The organism is Rhodanobacter sp. L36, assembly GCF_009765755.1.
Taxonomy (GTDB): Bacteria; Pseudomonadota; Gammaproteobacteria; order Xanthomonadales; family Rhodanobacteraceae; genus Rhodanobacter.
In genome coordinates this window covers 736,951-754,857 of sequence record NZ_LMUV01000002.1, presented here as the reverse complement: position 1 = coordinate 754,857, position 17,907 = coordinate 736,951, and the positions used below count along the sequence as shown (strand labels likewise).

At 64.2% G+C, this 17,907-nt stretch carries 10 protein-coding genes; 4 read left to right on the top strand and 6 right to left on the bottom strand.

Annotation, left to right across the window (positions count from 1 at the left end; translation table 11 throughout):
- Positions 1–16: 16 nt before the first annotated feature.
- Positions 17–175, bottom strand: coding sequence for a hypothetical protein (locus GSQ73_RS17840; RefSeq protein ID WP_174236043.1), 159 nt, complete (start codon positions 173–175; stop codon positions 17–19).
- Positions 176–194: 19 nt separating this feature from the next.
- Positions 195–4,754, bottom strand: a complete 4,560-nt coding sequence (locus GSQ73_RS03205; protein WP_158880923.1) for a DEAD/DEAH box helicase — start codon at positions 4,752–4,754, stop codon at positions 195–197.
- A 194-nt stretch (positions 4,755–4,948) separates the two neighbouring features.
- Here GSQ73_RS03205 and GSQ73_RS03200 point away from each other — a divergent pair, with 194 nt between their 5' ends.
- The 3 genes from GSQ73_RS03200 to GSQ73_RS03190 all read left to right on the top strand — a co-directional run bounded on the left by GSQ73_RS03200 (position 4,949) and on the right by GSQ73_RS03190 (position 10,273).
- Complete coding sequence (locus GSQ73_RS03200) at positions 4,949–7,183, top strand: glycoside hydrolase family 3 protein (RefSeq protein ID WP_254063249.1); 2,235 nt, start codon at positions 4,949–4,951, stop codon at positions 7,181–7,183.
- A 125-nt stretch (positions 7,184–7,308) separates the two neighbouring features.
- A complete protein-coding gene (locus GSQ73_RS03195; RefSeq protein ID WP_254063248.1) occupies positions 7,309–9,336 on the top strand; it encodes a trypsin-like peptidase domain-containing protein in 2,028 nt (675 codons plus the stop codon).
- Positions 9,337–9,397: 61 nt separating this feature from the next.
- Positions 9,398–10,273, top strand: a complete 876-nt coding sequence (locus tag GSQ73_RS03190) for a lysophospholipase (protein WP_343160818.1) — start codon at positions 9,398–9,400, stop codon at positions 10,271–10,273.
- Positions 10,274–10,313: 40 nt separating this feature from the next.
- On the opposite strand, the gene GSQ73_RS03185 is transcribed toward GSQ73_RS03190, so the two are convergent.
- Positions 10,314–11,156, bottom strand: a complete 843-nt coding sequence (locus GSQ73_RS03185; protein ID WP_158880921.1) for a hypothetical protein — start codon at positions 11,154–11,156, stop codon at positions 10,314–10,316.
- Between the two features lie 268 nt (positions 11,157–11,424).
- On the opposite strand from GSQ73_RS03185, the gene queD reads away from it, so the two are divergent.
- Positions 11,425–11,781 (top strand): 6-carboxytetrahydropterin synthase QueD, encoded by a 357-nt coding sequence (queD, locus tag GSQ73_RS03180; RefSeq protein WP_158880919.1) that lies wholly within the window; start codon positions 11,425–11,427, stop codon positions 11,779–11,781.
- A 94-nt stretch (positions 11,782–11,875) separates the two neighbouring features.
- Here queD and GSQ73_RS03175 read toward each other — a convergent pair whose 3' ends face one another.
- From GSQ73_RS03175 to GSQ73_RS03165, 3 genes are all read right to left on the bottom strand, one after another.
- A complete protein-coding gene (locus GSQ73_RS03175) occupies positions 11,876–13,087 on the bottom strand; it encodes a CoA transferase (protein WP_158880917.1) in 1,212 nt (403 codons plus the stop codon).
- A 125-nt stretch (positions 13,088–13,212) separates the two neighbouring features.
- Positions 13,213–15,051: a beta-L-arabinofuranosidase domain-containing protein gene (locus GSQ73_RS03170; protein ID WP_158880915.1), complete on the bottom strand. Its 1,839-nt coding sequence runs from the start codon at positions 15,049–15,051 to the stop codon at positions 13,213–13,215.
- On the bottom strand, positions 15,048–17,897 hold the full coding sequence (locus tag GSQ73_RS03165; RefSeq protein WP_158880913.1) for a ThuA domain-containing protein: 2,850 nt from the start codon (positions 17,895–17,897) through the stop codon (positions 15,048–15,050). The genes GSQ73_RS03170 and GSQ73_RS03165 overlap by 4 nt, the downstream gene beginning before the upstream one ends.
- Between the last annotated feature and the right edge of the window lie 10 nt (positions 17,898–17,907).

Sequence of the window (17,907 nt, the reverse complement as noted above, 5' to 3'; positions counted from 1 at the left end):
GCGACTCCGAGTGAACTCAGCGTCGATCACGCATCGCCTTGATGAACACGCCCGTCAAGGCGATGCCGGCCACCAGTCCGATGCCCGCGCCCCATAACGCGCCGATCGGCCCGGCGATCAGATAACCGACGCCGGCCCCAAGCGGAAACAGCAGCAAGATCGGCAGGCATCCCATCGTCGTCGTCTCCGTGAGATCAGCTCGCCGCCCGGAAACCTTCCGGGGGTGCGGCATGTCGCAGCAACGCATGCCGCACCGTTTGCGTGTCACTCGTCGATAGCTCGACCAGCGGCACAACCTTGCTCGCGATCAACGCCGCGATGGGTGCACCATCGCGATAGAGCACGCGCGAACTGGTCAGCGCCGGCACCTTGTCGCCAACCAGCACGGTGCCGACCAGGTTCAGCGGATCGCTGCCGCTCAGGCACACCAGCTCGCCGTCATCCGCGCGCTGACGCACGGCACGAAGCGGCCCAATTGCCTCGGGCAGCGCGAACTGCTCGCCGACCAGGCCTTCGACAAAGCGTCCGCCGCGGATTTCGCCACGCGCTTCCAGTCGATGGTAAACGCGCAACAGCTCGCGCCACGAAGGCAACCATGGTGCTTCCCGCTCCAGCAATTTCCAGAACACTACGCCGTAGCGGTGGAGCAAGCTGCGCGCGATGTGTTCCAGCGCGTCAGGATCGCCGGATGTTTTCGCTTCGGTCGATGGCAGCGCACCACGCGTGAACGACCAGCGTCCCGCATCCTCGATGCCGTTGAGCATGTGCTTGCGCAGGCGGCGCTGGCGACTGGCATCACGCTTGGCAGCCGGCAGCAGCAGTGCACGCAGGCCAGCGAAGCTGTCGGCGTTCACCTGGCCGGCGGCAACCAGTTCGCCGAGTGCATCTTCAAGCTCGGTGCGCAGCAGATGCGTGATCTGCAGCAACTCGTCGAAGAACAGCGCACCTTGCTCGCGCAACGCATCCGCCACCATCTGCGCGCGCGATGAAATCAGTGGCGGCTGGTTGTCGTCGCTATTGGAAACGGACGTCCAGATGGCCAGATGACGACGCGGCATCAGCACGATCGGCGTGCTGCGCACCGGTCCGCCACCACCGCCGCCGGCGCGCAGGCGGTTCCAGCTGATGCGGCCGGCGCGACACAGACTGTCGAGCCAGCTGTTGGAGTAATCCGTGATGCGGGCCGGCAGGATTTCCGATTCCCACGCACCGGCGGCGGCTTCGAAACCTTCCAGCTGCGCCAGCGTGTTGGCCAGCGCGTCGGGTCCCTGCAGTTTCGTCGTGGACGATACGTGCTGCCAGTCGAACAGGAAACGCATGAGCTGGCGACGGCTGACCGGCTCGATTTCGCGACGCAGACGGCCGATCGTGTAGCGATGGATGCGCGCCAGCAAATGGCGCTCGCACCATTCCGTTTCGCCGCCCTCCGCGGTGAAACGGCCTTGCATCACATAGCCTTCGGATTGCAGCCGGACCAAGGCGAGTTCGACATCGCCGGGATCGACGGCCAGCGTTCGCGTCAGTGCGGCAACCGTCACCGGGCCGAGTCCGCACAAGCGATGACGCACCAGTTCGAGCAAGGCGTCTTCGCGGCTCCAGTTGCGGCTGGCGTATGCCGTTGGCGCATCGATGGCGGGATGCATGGAGGTGTTCGCGTGCACCGCGCGCCATATCGGTAATTGCTCGGCAGATGTCCAGATCGCGAAGGGTGTAGGAGCGCACCCTGTGCGCGACGGCGCTTCGTCATCCGGCAGAAGGCGATCGCGCACGACACAAGGAACTCCCTCGCGCACAGGGTGCGCTCCTACAACAAGCAAGGTGGCGCGACTGGCCTTCGCCAGTGTCTGCAGGCGTTCGTTCCAGCCGAGGTTGGCTTCGACTTCGCCCGCGGTGACAAACCCAAGCACGGTCAGCGCTTCGTGCATCTCGTCGGCATCACGCACTTGCGGCCAGGCCTCGTCACGCACGGCGGCGATCGCTTCGGGATCCAGCCGGCCGAGGTCGTCAGCGCTGTCGCCATCGCCCCAGCGTCGTGTCTGCACCGCATGCGTGCGGCGTTCTTCCAGCGGCGCGTCATCGAGGAAAGCGTACGGCGCGGCGTTGAGCACTTCGGCGGCAAGCGGACTCGGCGCGGTGAGATCGCGCGCTATGACATCGATGCTGCCGCTTTCGAGACCACGCAGGATGTCGAGCAGGCCGTCGATGTCCATCGCCTCGCGCAGGCAATCGTGCATGGTCTGGTTGACCAGCGGATGATCGGGCACCTCGCGTTCGCCGACGATGTTCTCCAGACACGCGACCTGATCGGGGAACACCGCGGCGAGCAGATCCTCGCTCTTCATCCGCTGCAGCGGCGGCGGCGTTTTCTTGCCACCCATGAAACGTGGCAGCGCCAGCGCGGTCACCGCATTCCAGCGCCAGCGCGCGGGAAACAGCGGCGCATCCAGCAGCGCCTGGATCAGTACATGTTCGGCGGTGTTGGAATGCAGATAACCGGCCACTTCGATCAGCGGAAAACTGTGGCTGGTCGACAGCGAAAGCACGATCGCGTCTTCCGTCGCCGCGGCCTGCAATTCGAAATTGAACTGGCGACAAAAACGCTTGCGCAGCGCGAGACCCCACGCGCGATTGATGCGGCTGCCCCACGGCGTATGCACCACCAGTTGGGTGCCGCCGGATTCGTCGAAGAAGCGTTCCAGCACCAGCGTATGTTGCGTCGGCAACACGCCAAGCGCGGCCTTCGCGCGTGCGAGGTAATCGACGAGTTGCTGCGCCGCCGCCTCGCACAACCCGAGTTCGTTGGTCAGCCAGGCTTGTGCGGCTGGAATGCCACCGGCGTCGAGTCGCGCGGAAATGTCATCGCGCAGTCGCGACACGCCGAATGACAATTCCTTGCTGCGTCCCGGCGCTTCACCCAGCCAGAACGGAATGCTCGGCGGCGCGCCGTGCGCGTCTTCCACGCGCAGTCGATCGCGCTCGACGCGCTGGATGCGATAGCTGGTGTTGCCGAGCTGGAAGATGTCGCCGGCCATGCTCTCGACCGCAAAATCCTCGTTCACCGTGCCGACAATAATCGCCTGCGGCTCCAGCACGACCTTGTAGTCGGCGGTGTCGGGGATGGTGCCGCCGGACATCAACGCGGTGAGCCGCGCGGCGCGTTTGGGACGCAACTGGCGATGAACCGCGTCGTGATGGATGTAGGCGGATTTCGCGCCTTGCCGCGTGGTGAATCCTTCGGCGAGCATGCGCACCACCGCGTCGAATTCCGCGCGTTGCAGGTTGCGATACGGATGCGCTCGACGCACCAGCGCATACAACGCATCCTCGTCCCATTCGAGGCAGGAGATTTCCGCGACGATCTGTTGCGCGAGAACATCGAGCGGTTGTGGCGGCAGGATCAACGCATCCAGTTCACCGCGTCGCACGCAGTCGAGCAGTGCGGTGCATTCGGCGAGATCGTCGCGCGTGGCAGGAAACAGCCGCGCTTTCGGCGTGCCGTCGATACTATGGCCGGAACGTCCCGCGCGCTGCAGGAACGCGGCGATCGATCGCGGCGAACCAAGTTGGCAGACCAGGTCGACATCGCCGATGTCGATACCGAGTTCGAGCGACGCGGTAGCGACCAGCACCGACAGTTCGCCGCGCTTGAGCCGTTGTTCGGCGTCCAGCCGCAATTCTTTCGACAGGCTGCCGTGATGCGCGGCGACCACTTCGCGGCCGAGCCGTTCGGACAAATGCCGCGCCGCGCGCTCGGCCATGCGCCGCGTGTTGACGAAGATCAGCGTGGTGCTGTGTGTCTGCACCAGTTGCGCGAGCCGGTTGTAGACGAGCTCCCAGCAATCGTTGGACATCACCGATTCGAGCGGCACCGGCGGCACTTCGATGGCCAGGTCGCGCGAACGCGTGTGGCCGACATCGATGATCGTGCAGGCTTCTTTTTCAGCGTCGCTGAGCAGGTGATCCGCCGGCTTCGCGCAAATCGTCGGTCGCGCAAACAGGTCGTGCGTGCGTGGCGCGGACTGTTCGACAGCATGCCGCGCAGCGAGCTGTGCCTCGTGGGAAAGAACAGGCAAGGCCGACTGGCCGCCGACCAGAAAACGCGCGACTTCATCGATGGGTTTCTGCGTGGCGGAAAGGCCGATTCGCAGCAGGCGGCGACGGCAGAGCGACTCCAGTCGCTCCAGCGACAACGCCAGATGCGAGCCGCGCTTGCTGTTGGCGATCGCGTGGATTTCGTCGACGATGACCGAGCGTGCACCGGCAAGCATCGTGCGGCCGGATGCCGAACTGAGCAGCACGTACAGCGATTCCGGCGTGGTCACCAGGATGTGCGGCGGCTGCTTGCGCAGCAGCGTGCGTTCCGCTTGCGGCGTGTCGCCGGTGCGCACGGCGGTGCGAATCGCCACGTCGGGCAGGCCGAGTTTTTCGAGCTCCGCGCGGATGCCTTCCAGCGGCGCTTCGAGGTTGATGTGGATGTCGTTCGACAACGCCTTCAACGGCGAGATGTAAATCACCGAAGTGGTGCTCGGCAGCACGCCACCGTTCGCCACGCCCTCGCACACCAGTTCGTCGATGGCCGCGAGAAACGCGGTCAGCGTCTTGCCCGAACCAGTCGGCGCCGCCACCAGCGTGTGCCGGCCGGCGCGTATCGACGGCCACGCCTGCATTTGCGCCGAGGTGGGCGCAGCAAAACTGCCGCGGAACCAGGCAGCAACGGCGGGGTGGAAATCGGCGAGCACATCGTGGGCCGGCATCGGCGGATTCCCGCATGGGGCGAGTGGGGAAGTCACCCCCAAGGATATAAGGTCGATGCGCAAGCGTGGCAAGCCGTTGTCTCAGCACATGAGACGCGCCGCAACGGCGAACGGGTTACAGACAGCGCCGACACGGCTTGTGTTCGCCGGCCTGGTTGCACATGCTGGCCGACAGTCATTGGAGGAGTCGAACGATGCTTGTGAACCTGCGCCCCATGTTCTGGATCGTCGCCCTCGGCGTCGGCTTGCTGTGCGTAACGGTGAAAGCAGCCGATGCGCCCTCGCGGCCATGGATGAACACTGCGCTGTCCGCCGATCAACGCGCCGCGTTGGTGGTGAAGGCGATGACGCAGGACGAGAAATTCCGCCTGATCCGCGTCGATTTCGGCGACGACGAAAACGGCTGGCCGTTGCCCGTCGGCGCGTTGCACTCGGCAGGCTTCCTGCCCGCTTTTTCGCGGCTCGGCCTGCCGGCCTTGCAGGAAAGCGATGCCGGGCTGGGCGTGGCGAAACCGCGCAGCGTTGGCGCCACCGCGCTGCCGTCCGCGCTCGCCACGGCGGCGAGTTTCGATCCGCAAGTTGCCTATGCGGGGGCCGCGATGATCGCCAGCGAGGCGCATCGCAAGGGCTTCAACATCATGCTGGCCGGCGGCATCGACCTGCAGCGTGACCCGCGCACCGGACGCAATTTCGAATATGCCGGCGAAGATCCGCTGCTGGCCGGCACGATGGTGGGTCAGGCCATCCGCGGCATCCAGAGCCAGCACGTGCTTTCCACCATCAAGCATTACGCCATCAACGATCTGGAAACCGCGCGCACGACGGTCAGTTCGCAAATCGACCCCACCGCCGCGCGCGAATCGGATCTGCTCGCCTTCGAGATCGCCATCGAGACCGGCCATCCCGGCTCGGTGATGTGTTCGTACAACCTCGTCAACACCGTCTATGCCTGCGAGAACGACTGGCTGCTCAACCAGGTGCTGAAACGTGATTGGGCGTATCCGGGTTTCGTGATGTCCGACTGGGGCGCGGTGCATAGCGCGGGCAAGGCAGCGCTGGCCGGGCTGGATCAGGAATCCGCCGGTGACAAGTTCGACAAGCAGGTCTTTTTCGACAAGCCGCTGCGCGCCGCGGTGGCGTCCGGTGAAGTGCCGCAGGCGCGCATTGACGACATGGCGCAGCGCATCCTGCGCAGCGTGTTCGCCGCTGGCGTGATCGATCATCCCGCCATGGTCACGCCGATCGACTACGAAACCAGTCGCGCCGTGTCGCAGCGCGCCGAGGAAGCGGGCGCGGTGCTACTGCGCAATCAGCAATCGCTGCTGCCGTTGTCGCCTGCGTTGAAGTCGATCGCGGTGATCGGCGCCCACGCGGACAAGGGCGTGCTGACCGGCGGCGGTTCGTCCGTCGTGGTGCCGCCGGGCGGTAGCGCGGTGAACGGGTCGCTGCCGTATAACTGGCCGGGACCGCTGGTTTATCAGCGTTCGTCCCCGCTCGACGCATTCAACCGCCGCGTCCATGGCAGGGCGCAATACAGCGACGGGCTGGATGTCGCGGCGGCGGCGAAACTCGCCGCGCAGTCCGAGGCGGCGGTGGTGTTCGTCGAACAATGGACGGCCGAATCGATGGACGTGCCCGACATGACTTTGCCCAATCATCAGGACGCGCTGGTGGCTGCCGTGGTCAGGGCCAACCCGCGCACCATCGTCGTGCTGGAAACCAATGGCCCGGTGAAAATGCCGTGGCTGGATCACAGCGCGGCGGTGCTCGAGGCGTGGTATCCCGGCGCGGCCGGCGGCGAAGCGATCGCGCGATTGCTGTTCGGCGAGGTCGCGCCATCGGGTCGTCTGCCGGTGACGTGGCCGCGTGATGAATCACAATTGCCGCGGCCGGTGATTCCCGGTGCCGGACTCGATGCCATCGGCTTGCACCCGCAGGGCCAGCCGGCGGACACGGTGGACTATCGCATCGAAGGCGCGGACGTCGGCTATCGCTGGTTTCAGCGTCGCGGTTTCCAGCCGTTGTTCCCGTTCGGCCATGGGCTGACCTACACGCAATTCGCTTATGCGCATCTGCAATCGCATGTCGCACACGACCGGCTCACGGTGACTTTCGATGTGGTCAATCGCGGCAAGCGCGCGGGCGTCGACGTGCCGCAACTTTACGTGACGCTACCCGGCGGCAGGCATACACGCCGGCTGGCTGGCTGGAGCCATGTCGCGTTGAAAGCCGGTGAAACGCGCCACGTCGAGATCACGGCCGATTGGCGCCTGCTGTCCGACTACGACGAGGCGAAGCGGCAGTGGCAGCAGCCGGCCGGAAACTACCGACTGCAACTCGGCCATTCGGCTTCGTCGTTCGAGGGCGACACGACGGTCGAACTAGCCGCAAGAAATTGCCCGGACAGCGGCTGTGCCGCACCGCGCTGAGTGACGGAATCGTCGCGCCTGCACGATGCAAATCGGCGGTGCGACATGTCAATATTCGCGCTCGGCCATCGCAGGTCAGGGGCCCCGCTGGGGAATCCGGCGAGGCCTTCATGCGAAGGATGCCCATGCACGCTCTGCAAGTGATGTCGCGACACGTCCGCTCCACGCGCAGGATGTTCCATCGGTTGGCATGGGTCGCAGGCGTCGCCCTGTGCAGCAGCGCGACTGTTCACGCCGCCAGCCTCGATGCGAGTGTGCTGCCGAAAATCCAGTCCGCCACGTTCGAAGTGGTGGCGGCCAAGCCGGTCAACGATCCGCTTACCTACGAAAAACCATTGCCGCTGGAACTGCTGCCGTTCCAGGAACGCACCGACAAGTACTACTCGATCGGCACCGCATTCGCGATCGGCAACAACCGCTTCGTCACAGCGGCGCACGTGCTGCAGATCGGGAGCAAGAGCCTGTGGGGCGAGCCCGCGTTGCGCGATGCCAGCGGCCATGTGTACGCGATCGGCAAGATCGAGAAATTTTCGCTGCAGCAGGATTTCGTGGTGTTCTCGCTGGCCGAGCAACCGGCAACGGCGACCGCGCTGGAAGTGAACCTCAAGCCGGCGTTGAACGAAGTCGTTTTCGCCGTCGGCAACGCGCTCGGCACCGGCGTGGTGATTCGCGACGGGCTCTACACTTCCGACACGCCCGAAGACCAGGACGGCCGCTGGAAATGGATGCGCTTTTCGGCGGCCGCTTCGCCCGGCAACAGCGGCGGCCCGCTGCTGGACAAGGACGGCAAGCTGATCGGTATCGTGCTGATGAAATCGGCCAACGAGAATCTCAACTTCGCGCTGCCGATCAGCGCGGTACTGAATGCGCCGGATCACCAGGCGACGATGGATACGCGCGTCGCTTATCAGCTCGATATTTTCGACACGATCGAGAACGGCACGTTCAAGACGCAGTTTGCGTTGCCGCTGACGTTCGCGGCCTTCTACGCCGAATACAACAAGCGCTTTGACAGCTTCAGCGATACGCAGCTGAAAGCGCTGCTGGCGAAAGATCCCTCCAGCCTGTTTCCGAATGGCGCGGGCTCTGCGCGACTGCTGTCCGAGCAGACACGCCTCGATAATTTCCCCACCATCATCGCGCGTGGCAGCAACGGCGAATGGGGACGCACCGGCAGCGCCTCGCAGCATTTCACGCTCGACGCCAACGGCTATATCGACATCGGTGAAGTGGCGCGCAACGGCCTCATGCATCTGCGCCGCCCGGACAGCCTGGACGCGGCGAAATTCTATGGCGACGCGGTCACGCGCATGGATCTGGTGCTCAAGACCGGACTGTTCCAGCGCGAGGTCGCCGGCGAAAAAATCAAGATCACCTCGCTGGGCACGCCGACACTCGAATCGGTGCACACGGATCGCTGGCAGCGTCCGTGGCAGGTCGACGCATGGCCGCTGCCGTACATGAATGGCTGGATCGTGATGTATTCGCTGCCGGTGCCGGACGGCACCGTGGCGTTCACGCGGCTGGTGTCGATAAGCCAGCAATACGACACGCGCCTGGACATGGACGAGATCAGCAACTACATCTACGCCACGTACGAAGGCACGCTGGCGCAGTGGAAGGATTACCTCAGGATGCGCACGCTGCTGCCGGATGCATTCAAGAGCATCCATGTCGATTTCGATATCGGCAAGCGCTTCAGCTACACGTCGAAGCGGGTGGCCTTTTCCTATACGTCCGACGTGCAGTCGATCACGCCGGATAATCTGCTCTGGCTTGGTTTCCGTTTCCTCAAGGACGGCGACCAGCCGATCTGGGACGTGGGCGACGTGAACATCTGGAAGACCACCGCCTCCGACGATCACGACAACGTCAACATCCAGCGTTTCGCCGTGCCGCCGCAAGGACTGGACAACGACATCAGCAGCCACTGGCAGAAATTGTCGGCACGCGCATATCCCTATAACGCGGTCGCTCGTTACGAGAACGACCTGATGAAGATCGACGCCGTGATCGCACCGGCCAACGCGGCCAGCCAGCCGCCGGCGGTGCTGTACACCGCGTTCTACGGTGTCGCCGGCACGCAGCCGCAGGCCGACATGAAGCGCAAGCTCGACCTGTTGACGAAAGACATGCAGATCAGGGAACACTGAGCGAACATCGTCCCGCGAACATTCGCGGGACGCGGCACACATCACGAGGGCAGACGCAGGCGTGCAGGAACGAGCGCAATCGAAACAGCAGCAAGCCGTCGCCGGTCGTGCAGCGGATGAGTCATGGCTGAGCATGCCCGATGGCCAGCGCCTGTTCCTGCATGACTGGCCGGTGGAGAATTCGCGCGGATCGGTGTTGATCGTGCACGGACTGGGCGAGCACGGCGCGCGCTACCGCGACGTCGCACAGTGGTTCAATCAGCGCGGTTATTCCGCGCGCAGTTACGACCAGCGCGGGCACGGTCGATCGCCTGGTCAGCGCGGCGCGATCCGGCATTCGGACGATCTGTTGTCGGATCTCACGATGGTTTTTCGCGACTGCGAAAGTCGCGCATCGACGCCGCCGTTGCTGCTTGGTCACAGCATGGGTGGGTTGGTGGCGTTGCGCGCCGTGCTGGACGAACGCATCGCGCCACGGGGGTTGGTGCTGTCGTCGCCGGCGCTGCGCAGCTGGGAAACCGGCGGCATGATCAAGCTGGCGTGGCTGCTCGCGCACGTCGCGCCACGTTTGCCGCTGCGCAACGGCCTGCCTTACAAATATCTCTCGCACGACACCGCGCTGGTCGAGAGTTACCGCAATGATCCGCTGCGCACGGCGATGATTACGCCGCGGCTGGCCAACTTCATATTCAGCGCCGGCGCATCGTGCATTGCGGACGCACACCGACTCGCCGTGCCGACGATGCTGCTGGTCGCCGACAGCGATCATCTGGTCGATCCGGGCGGCAGTCGCGACTTCGCTCGCGCGGCCGCGTCGACCGAACAACTCACCACGCGCTTCTTCTCGACGCTGTACCACGAGCTGTTCAACGAATCGGAACCCGGTCGTGGACAGGTACGCATGCAGCTGGCGGACTGGATGGCCAAGCGACTCTGATCGAGCCGCATGGCTTCCGCAGTATCCGATCGAATGTTGATCAGAAACGCAAACGAACGAACAGCGACGGACCGGTTAGTTTCATGTCGAGGTCCGCGTTGTAATCGGTCCGGCGCTGGTTGAGGCGAATCTTGGTGTAGCCGTATTCCGCGCCGAGGCCGAGGTTTTTCCAGGGGAAATACTCGACGCCCAGTGCGCCGTTGTAGATGTGCCCGTTGAGCGGGCCGCCATTTTTCTTGACGCCCGATGCATCGAAGTACATGCGCCACTGATCGTTGAACGAATGCCGCCAGCCGAGCTGCAGCAAGGGTGCCCAGGCGCTTTCGTTGCTGGTGGTGGACGCTTCGCCGATAGACTCGCCGTTGACGCTGGCTTCTCCGCCGATGCCGGCGCGCACGCGGTAATAGGCACCACCGAGGCCGACGCCGAACACGTCGTTTTCGTGACCGAACCACCAGCGATACGCCGCGCTGCCGAAATCGAAATCGAGCTTTCCGTGCACGGAAGCAGACGCGCTGTAGTCGTTGCCGCCGTAGCTGATCGCATCGGACAGCGTCTTCGTGCGCGACTTGTTGACGCTGTAGTAATCAAACGAAAAGCCCTGGCTGTCGCCGACCAGGAAATCCAGGCGCACGCGCGGCACCGTCTTGTGATCCTGAAATCCAAGGTCGTGCTCGAGGTTCACGTTGCCCTTGAGCTGGCCGGTGCTGTCGCTCGCGCCGATGTTGGTATCGGTGTGGGCGTAATAGCCGCCCAGCCACACGCTGACACGATCCAGCGCAGGCGATTGCTGTGCAAACGTGGCGCTGCTGGCGAGCGCCAGCGAGACCGCCGCGATCGCGCCACCAGCACGTCGCAACAGACGGGATGAAGAGTGGTTCATTTCTATTTTCTCCGGATTTCGTTGCAAACGAGACGCGGGATTTTTCTCGCGGCATCGTGGGGATTTGCGGCGCAATGGTACGAAGCCGGGGTGTGCACATGATGTGGAGATGGAGCACGCAAGGATGATCGCAGTGAGGCAGCGATCACATATGCGCGAGAGGTTTCATTGTCGGGTGACATGCGTGCGCTGGATGCGATCACTGCTTGGCGCAGCGGATTCCATGCCGGCGTCGGCTCATCGGCAATGGCCGCTGTAGAATGTCGGCATGGATATTTTCAAGAGCTTTACCATCGAGGCCGCGCATCGCCTGCCGAATGTTCCTGCAGGCCACAAGTGTTCGCGCCTGCACGGCCATTCGTTTCGCGTCGAGATTCATCTGTGCGGCGAGATCGGCAGCGACACCGGATGGGTGATGGATTTTTCCGACGTCAAGGCCGCGTTCCAGCCGCTGTACGACCAGCTCGATCACCACTATCTCAACGACATCGAAGGCCTGGACAACCCGACCAGCGAACGCCTGTCGGTGTGGATCTGGGAACGGCTGAAGCCGTCACTACCGCTGCTGTCGAAAGTCGTCGTGCATGAGACATGCACTTCGGGTTGCAGTTATTCGGGAATTTGAGTGCACGCATTTGAGCGTGCATCTGAGCGCCCCGCTCAAATGCAAATAAGTACCGAGCTCTTGACCTTGATCCAAAAGTGGTCGCCGCCTCACATCACTTCTTCAAATCACCCCTGACCGCAAACGCCGACTCCAAATCCTCTTCCACCGCGGCAATCACGCTCTCCGTATGTTCCCCAAGCACCGGCGCCGCAAATGGTGCCGGCCCCGGCGTACGCCCGAAGCTGATCGATTGCGCAACACCGCGGTAACGCCCCACCACCGGATGTTCGAAGTTGCCGACGATGCCCTGCGCCAGCACCTGCGGGTGATCGAACATGTCTTCGATCTGGCGCGCGGCCGCGCAAGGCACGTCGTCACCGAACAGCGTTTCCCATTCAAGCGCGGTTCGCGCGGTCAGCGCTGCATGCAGTCGCGGCACGATCTCCGCCACGTGTTGCGCACGCTTGCGCACAGTGTCGTAACGCGCGTCGTCGGCGAGCACATGCAGGCCGGTTTTTGCGCATAGCGCTTTCCAGAAGCGTGGCGTGTTGGCGGAGATGTAGATGTAGCCCTCGCGCGCGGGGTGAATGCCGGTAACGCCGCCCGAGCGCATGTCGCGACCGATGTCGAGTGATTCGCCTTCGGCCCAGATCATCCGCGCCGACTGCATGGTCAGCGCGCTGCGCAACAGCGACACGCCGACGAACTGGCCCACGCCGCTGCGCTCGCGTTCGTACAACGCCGACGACACGCCGGCTGCGAGCAACGCGGCGGCGTAGTAGTCCACCACCGAGCCATAGATGATTTCCGGCGCACCGCCACGCTTGCCCTGCAGCATGCACATGCCGGTCATGGTCTGCAGCACCTGGTCGTAGCCGGCCTTGTCCTTCATCGGGCCGGTTTCGCCATAGCCCGTGATCGCGCAGTAAATCAGCCGGGGATTGATCAGGTTGAGCTGCTCGTGATCGATGCCGAGCCGCGTCGGCACGCTCGGGCGAAAGTTGTGCACCAGCACGTCGGCATCGCGCACCAGCTTCAGCAGGACGGCGTGATCCTTCGGCTGTTTCAGATCAAGCACGATGCCGCGCTTGCTGCGATTCACGCCGAGAAACGCGCGGCTTTCGCTGGGCAGCGTCGACGGATACTGGCGCAGGTTGTCGCCGTCGGGCGGTTCGACCTTGATCACGTCCGCGCCCTGGTCGGCCAGCAGCGAACAGGCGTACGGACCGGCGATGTAAGCGCTCAGGTCGAGCACGCGCACCCCGTCCAGCGGACCGGACGAACCGTTGCGGGCTGCTTTCGACTCAGGCGTAAAGGTGTCCATGCACTGCGCGTCCACGAAGGTTCATCCCATTGCGCGAGCCACTTTGCACCATGGCCCGGGCGGGAAACAGGCGCAGTGGATATGTTCTGGCGCCACAAAATCTTGTGTGACGAATGATGCCGGTGTCACGGGGACGATTCCGGCGCAAGTTGCAGCCAGGTCAGTCGCCATGCGCCATCCACACGTCCCCCGGTGCCGAAATACGGCGTGAAGATCAACGGCTCGCGATAGCCGGGCGAGAGCGCGATGCGCGGAACGCCATCTTCGAGCGGCGGCACCATCGTCAGCCACGTGTCCTGCGCCTTTGTCGGCAGCCGCAGTGTTTCCTCGATCTTGAAACCGTCGATCAGGCCGGTGGCGTAGACGAGTGGCCCGCAGGTGACCGCGGCATAGTCGAAGCGCAGTACCTGCTGGCGCACGTCGCTGCCGTCGGGCGCCAGCGATTCCTGCACGTTGCGATTCACTGCGCGATGCAGCATCGGACGCATCGGAAAGTGCGCCACGACCTCGTCGACGTCATGCCATTCGCGTTCGATCAACGCGTATTGCCCGGGTGTCGCTTCGACGCCGGCATCCTCGTCATGGATGCAAAGCGTCGCGCCTTCGGCCCAGCTCGGGATGCGCAGCTTCAACGCGAAACGTGCCGTGCGTTCGACCGCGAAGCGCATGTGGATGTGGCCGGGATACGGATACGCCGTGCGCTGTTCGATACGCACCTCACCTGCATCGGGCAACCAGAAAATCGCTTCGCCCGGGCCGTGGACATGCACGGCGATCGTGTTGTCGCCATCGAGCGCGCAGGCGATCGTCGGCAGTTCTTCCAGCGCCATCGCGCCGCTGGATTTGCAGCAGCGCCAGTAGGTGGTGTGCACGCGCCGGCCATTCGGGAAAACGTAGTAGCACCAATCCTCGCCATTCGGCGCCTGTGCGCCGAGTAGGTCGTTGTACGCGCTGCGTTCGATCTCCTCGGCGTACATCGCGTCGCCGCTGATCGCGAGCAACTCGCGGTTTAACTGGATCCACGACAGCGTCGAGCAGGTTTCCACATAGCCGTAAGGACTGAACACGCCGGGCGGATTGAACACCTCGCGCGAGCGATGCGCCACGCCGCCCCACGGACCGCCACCGAGCGTGAGGTGGTGTTCGCGGATGCTGCGCCACAGGTGTTCCACCGCGAGTCGATAGTCCGCGTTGCCGGTCGCCTTGTGCAGCTTGGCCAAGCCGACCAGGTTCCACTCCAGCTGATACGCCTTGCCGGTGGCGATGCCCGCCGCGTCGATGCCTGCGAGTGCGCGCGGCAGCAACGCGAGTTCGCGATGGTCGTTCGCCTGTTGCAGCACGCACAATGCGAGATCGAGGTAGCGCTTCTCGCCGGTGGCGAAATAGAGCTCGACCGCCGGATCCATCAGCACCGTGGCAGACATGCCGTGATGGTTGCCCAGTTCGGTGATGTCGATGCCGCCTTCATACAGCGTGCGCCAGCACAGGTCGCCGATCCTGCGTGCCGCATCGAGATAGCGTGGCTCGGGAAAATGCCGATGCACTTCGAGCAGGCCGAGGATCAGGTACGCGTGCGTCCAGATGTCCCACGTGCGCACGCTGGGCGCACCGTCCCAACTCGTCGGCTTGGGCAGTTGCGGCCGCATGAAGCGACGATCCGGCGCGTACGTGCCGAGATAACCATCGGCCTCTTGCTGGGACACGAGAAAATCCGCGACTTGTCGCAGCTGCGCGAGCAAGGTCTCGTCGTCGCTGCGCGCGGCAGCCTTCGCAGTGGCGTACAGCCACTTGCCGGCATGCTCGCCGTACCAGTCTCCCTCGCGATTCTGCTCACGTCGCGGCGGCGCAAAAATGTCGATGGCCGGGCTGTGCTCGTCGACGATGAAGTGCGACAGACGGCCATGCCGGTTGGCATCCAGCGCGTCGCCGAGCAGGCCGCCAAGTCGGACGATGGGTGCAGTCATTTCAATGCTCCGGCAATGGCGTCGATATCATGCGGGCCGAGTCCCGCGGCTTGTGCGCGCATCACGCCGCGCGTCAATGCCTCGACGATTTCTGCGCGCGGGCGTGTAGCAATCCACGCGCGCGGCGGGATATTTCCCTGCGGGTGGTCGTGGCACATCGCGCAGCGCTGTCGATAGAGTGTCGCGCCATCAAGGCCCGACGGTGCAACCGGCGTCGCTGATGCGTGCGTAGCTTTTCGCTGCGTCGCGTGAACGAGGTGATCCTTGCCCAGGCCGAACGCCTGGATGCGATCGGTGCCGACGATGGCCTGGCCGCCTTCGATCAACGGTTCGTTGTACTTGCCGCTGGTATAGAGATCGCCGGCGCTGCTTTTCCACAACAGGCGCAGCGTGTCCGCGGCAAAGGCATACAACATGGGCGATGGCGTGTCGTCGCCGGCGAGCAACGCGGAGCGCCGCGCGTTTTCATCCAGCACCCAGACGATCGCGTCGCGTGCGCCGTCGCTGCTGACCACCGGCGAGCCGGGATTGCCGAACACCACGTCGGGCTGGCGACGATCGACACGCAACCACGCGGGTCGTCCGCGCGCCGTCGCCACGTCAAGCTTCACCAGCGACGGCGCGACGCCGACCGCGGAGCCACTGGCCGTGTGCGTGTTGCCGGTCATGTAGACCGACGTGTTGCCGCCGGCAGCGCGAAACACCGCGACGGCCGAGCGCGCGCGCGCAAGATCCATCGCCGCATCGCGATCCGAATACGGTCCAAAGACATTCAGCGGTCCGCGCGTGCCGAATTGCGGCTGTGTTTGCGGCGCCAACAACGAGCCATCGCTTGCGGCGTCGGTGCTGCAAGTCTGGCGCTGATCGAGCCGGCCGGGCAGGTGATCGCGATCGAGCAGATACGCGTTGCCCTGCTTGCCGCCGACCACCAGCAGATGCGATGTGGATGTGAGTGCATGATCGAGATCGGGCAGGAGCGACGCGCCGCCCGATCCGAGATCGATATCCATCTTCGCTGTCGCGCAATAGTTGAACGGCGTGTAGGTTCCGATCAGCTGCAGTCCGCGCGGCGCGATGTCGGAAAGTTTCAGCAACGACTGTGTCCAGTCGTGCGCCTGTTCGATGTAGCCATCGAAACCGCTGCCTGTCACCACGAAAATGTTTCCCGCAGCATCCATCGCCGGGCCACCCGCACCCCACATGCCACCACTGCCACGATGCGGCATCGCCACCGCGGCGAACGCGCTGTCGACTGTCGCGCGCACCGTATCCACGGACACCAGCCAGCCGGTTTCGGTTTCGCCGAAGACGACATACAGGCGTGAACCATCCGGGCTCAGATTCAGTGCGCCACGTTGCACGCGGAAATCGAAACGGCGCGTCGGCGGCAATCGATGCAGGCCGGCGTTATGGTTCACGTCGTTGAGGCGCGGCTCGTCCAGCCGCACCGGCCAGCCGGGAAGCACCGCACCACTGCCCAGATTCAGCGCATACGCTTGCCAGCCCATCTTCGGATCACACGCGGTAACGTAGATGCGACCATGCACCACGTCGATCACCGGCGTGCTCAACACGCCGGTCGGCACGGCGTCGAGCGGCGCTGGCTGCAATCGGCAAGGCGTCGCCAGATGCGTTCGCCAGAGGATGCGACCAGTCGCGACATCGCCGGCCTTCGTCGCGTTGATCGCGTAGACGTCGCCGTTGTTGCTGGCCGCGATGATCACCGAAAACATTTCCCCGCGATGTTCGCCGGCCGTGATCGCGACGCGATCGACGTAGAGCGGTGATGCGTAAAGGCGCGCCGGTTGTCCATCGAAGCTGTCGAGTGCGGGCGACTCCCACAGCAACCCGAACGACGGGCTGGCCACGCTGCTCGGCGTCAGTGCGGTTTCGCGATCATTCCAGCCGCTGCGCTGCGCATCGCGATGAAACGTCGGCGCATCGGGCGCAGCAACGCGCGTGGTTTTTCCTGCCGCGGCATCGCGCAGTTCGTGTGTGGCGATACGCGTCGCGGCATCGGCCGCGCCTGCACTCGTGCCGTTCATGGGAACGTCCACGTGCGCGGTCCACATGATGGCGTTGAGCAACATGCGACGGAGCATCGGCTGATCGAGCGCAACCAGATAGTGCGCGCCGCTGAATCCGAACGAACGCCCACCGCCGTCGCGCTCGTACGCCCAAGCGACGGCAGTTTTCTCGGGACGATCCTCGACGATCGACTGGCCATCGCGGTATTGCACGTGCAGAGTCGCGTTGAGGATCGGCGTGATGGGCGCGGTGAACCGGAACGTCGGGTAGAACTCGTCACGATAGCTGAAATCATGCATGCCGCGCGTGATCGCATGCGCAGGCGACGCAAGCTGCACGCTCGCCGTTTCCGTGGTGCGATCGAACATGCCGAAGCGCGCACCTCCCAGCCAGCGCTGCAATCCGATGTCCTTGTCATCGGCCGGCACGGTCGACGCCTGATGCAGTGCGACCAAGCCAGCGCCACGCCGCATCGCCGCTTCGAACACGCGGCGGTGTTGCGCGTCGCGCAAGGGATGTTTCATGTCGCCATCGAGATACAGCACGATCGTCGCTGCATCGTCGAGCGCATGCGCATCGTCCGGCCACCCATCCGGGTAACTCGTCACCTTGATGTCGCCGCGCCTTGCTTCGGGCAATGCATCGAGGAACGATGCGATCAAGCGGATGCCGTTACCGTAGTCGTGTCGCGCCGGGCCTTCGCTGCTGCTGCCGCCAACCAGCACGATTTTCTTCGGCGCGTCGTGGGCGTGGCAGCTCAGCGATACAAGCAAGCCGAGCGACATCCACCAGCGTCGCGCGCGAAACGGAGAGTTCACGCCGCGTCCA

Coding starts and splice junctions, on each gene's coding strand:
- GSQ73_RS03175 (WP_158880917.1), bottom strand. CDS start 13,087: ATGGACACCTTTACGCCTGAGTCGAAAGCAGCCCGCAACGGTTCGTCC.
- GSQ73_RS03170 (WP_158880915.1), bottom strand. CDS start 15,051: ATGACTGCACCCATCGTCCGACTTGGCGGCCTGCTCGGCGACGCGCTG.
- GSQ73_RS03185 (WP_158880921.1), bottom strand. CDS start 11,156: ATGAACCACTCTTCATCCCGTCTGTTGCGACGTGCTGGTGGCGCGATC.
- GSQ73_RS03195 (WP_254063248.1), top strand. CDS start 7,309: ATGCACGCTCTGCAAGTGATGTCGCGACACGTCCGCTCCACGCGCAGG.
- GSQ73_RS17840 (WP_174236043.1), bottom strand. CDS start 175: ATGGGATGCCTGCCGATCTTGCTGCTGTTTCCGCTTGGGGCCGGCGTC.
- GSQ73_RS03205 (WP_158880923.1), bottom strand. CDS start 4,754: ATGCCGGCCCACGATGTGCTCGCCGATTTCCACCCCGCCGTTGCTGCC.
- GSQ73_RS03200 (WP_254063249.1), top strand. CDS start 4,949: ATGCTTGTGAACCTGCGCCCCATGTTCTGGATCGTCGCCCTCGGCGTC.
- queD (WP_158880919.1), top strand. CDS start 11,425: ATGGATATTTTCAAGAGCTTTACCATCGAGGCCGCGCATCGCCTGCCG.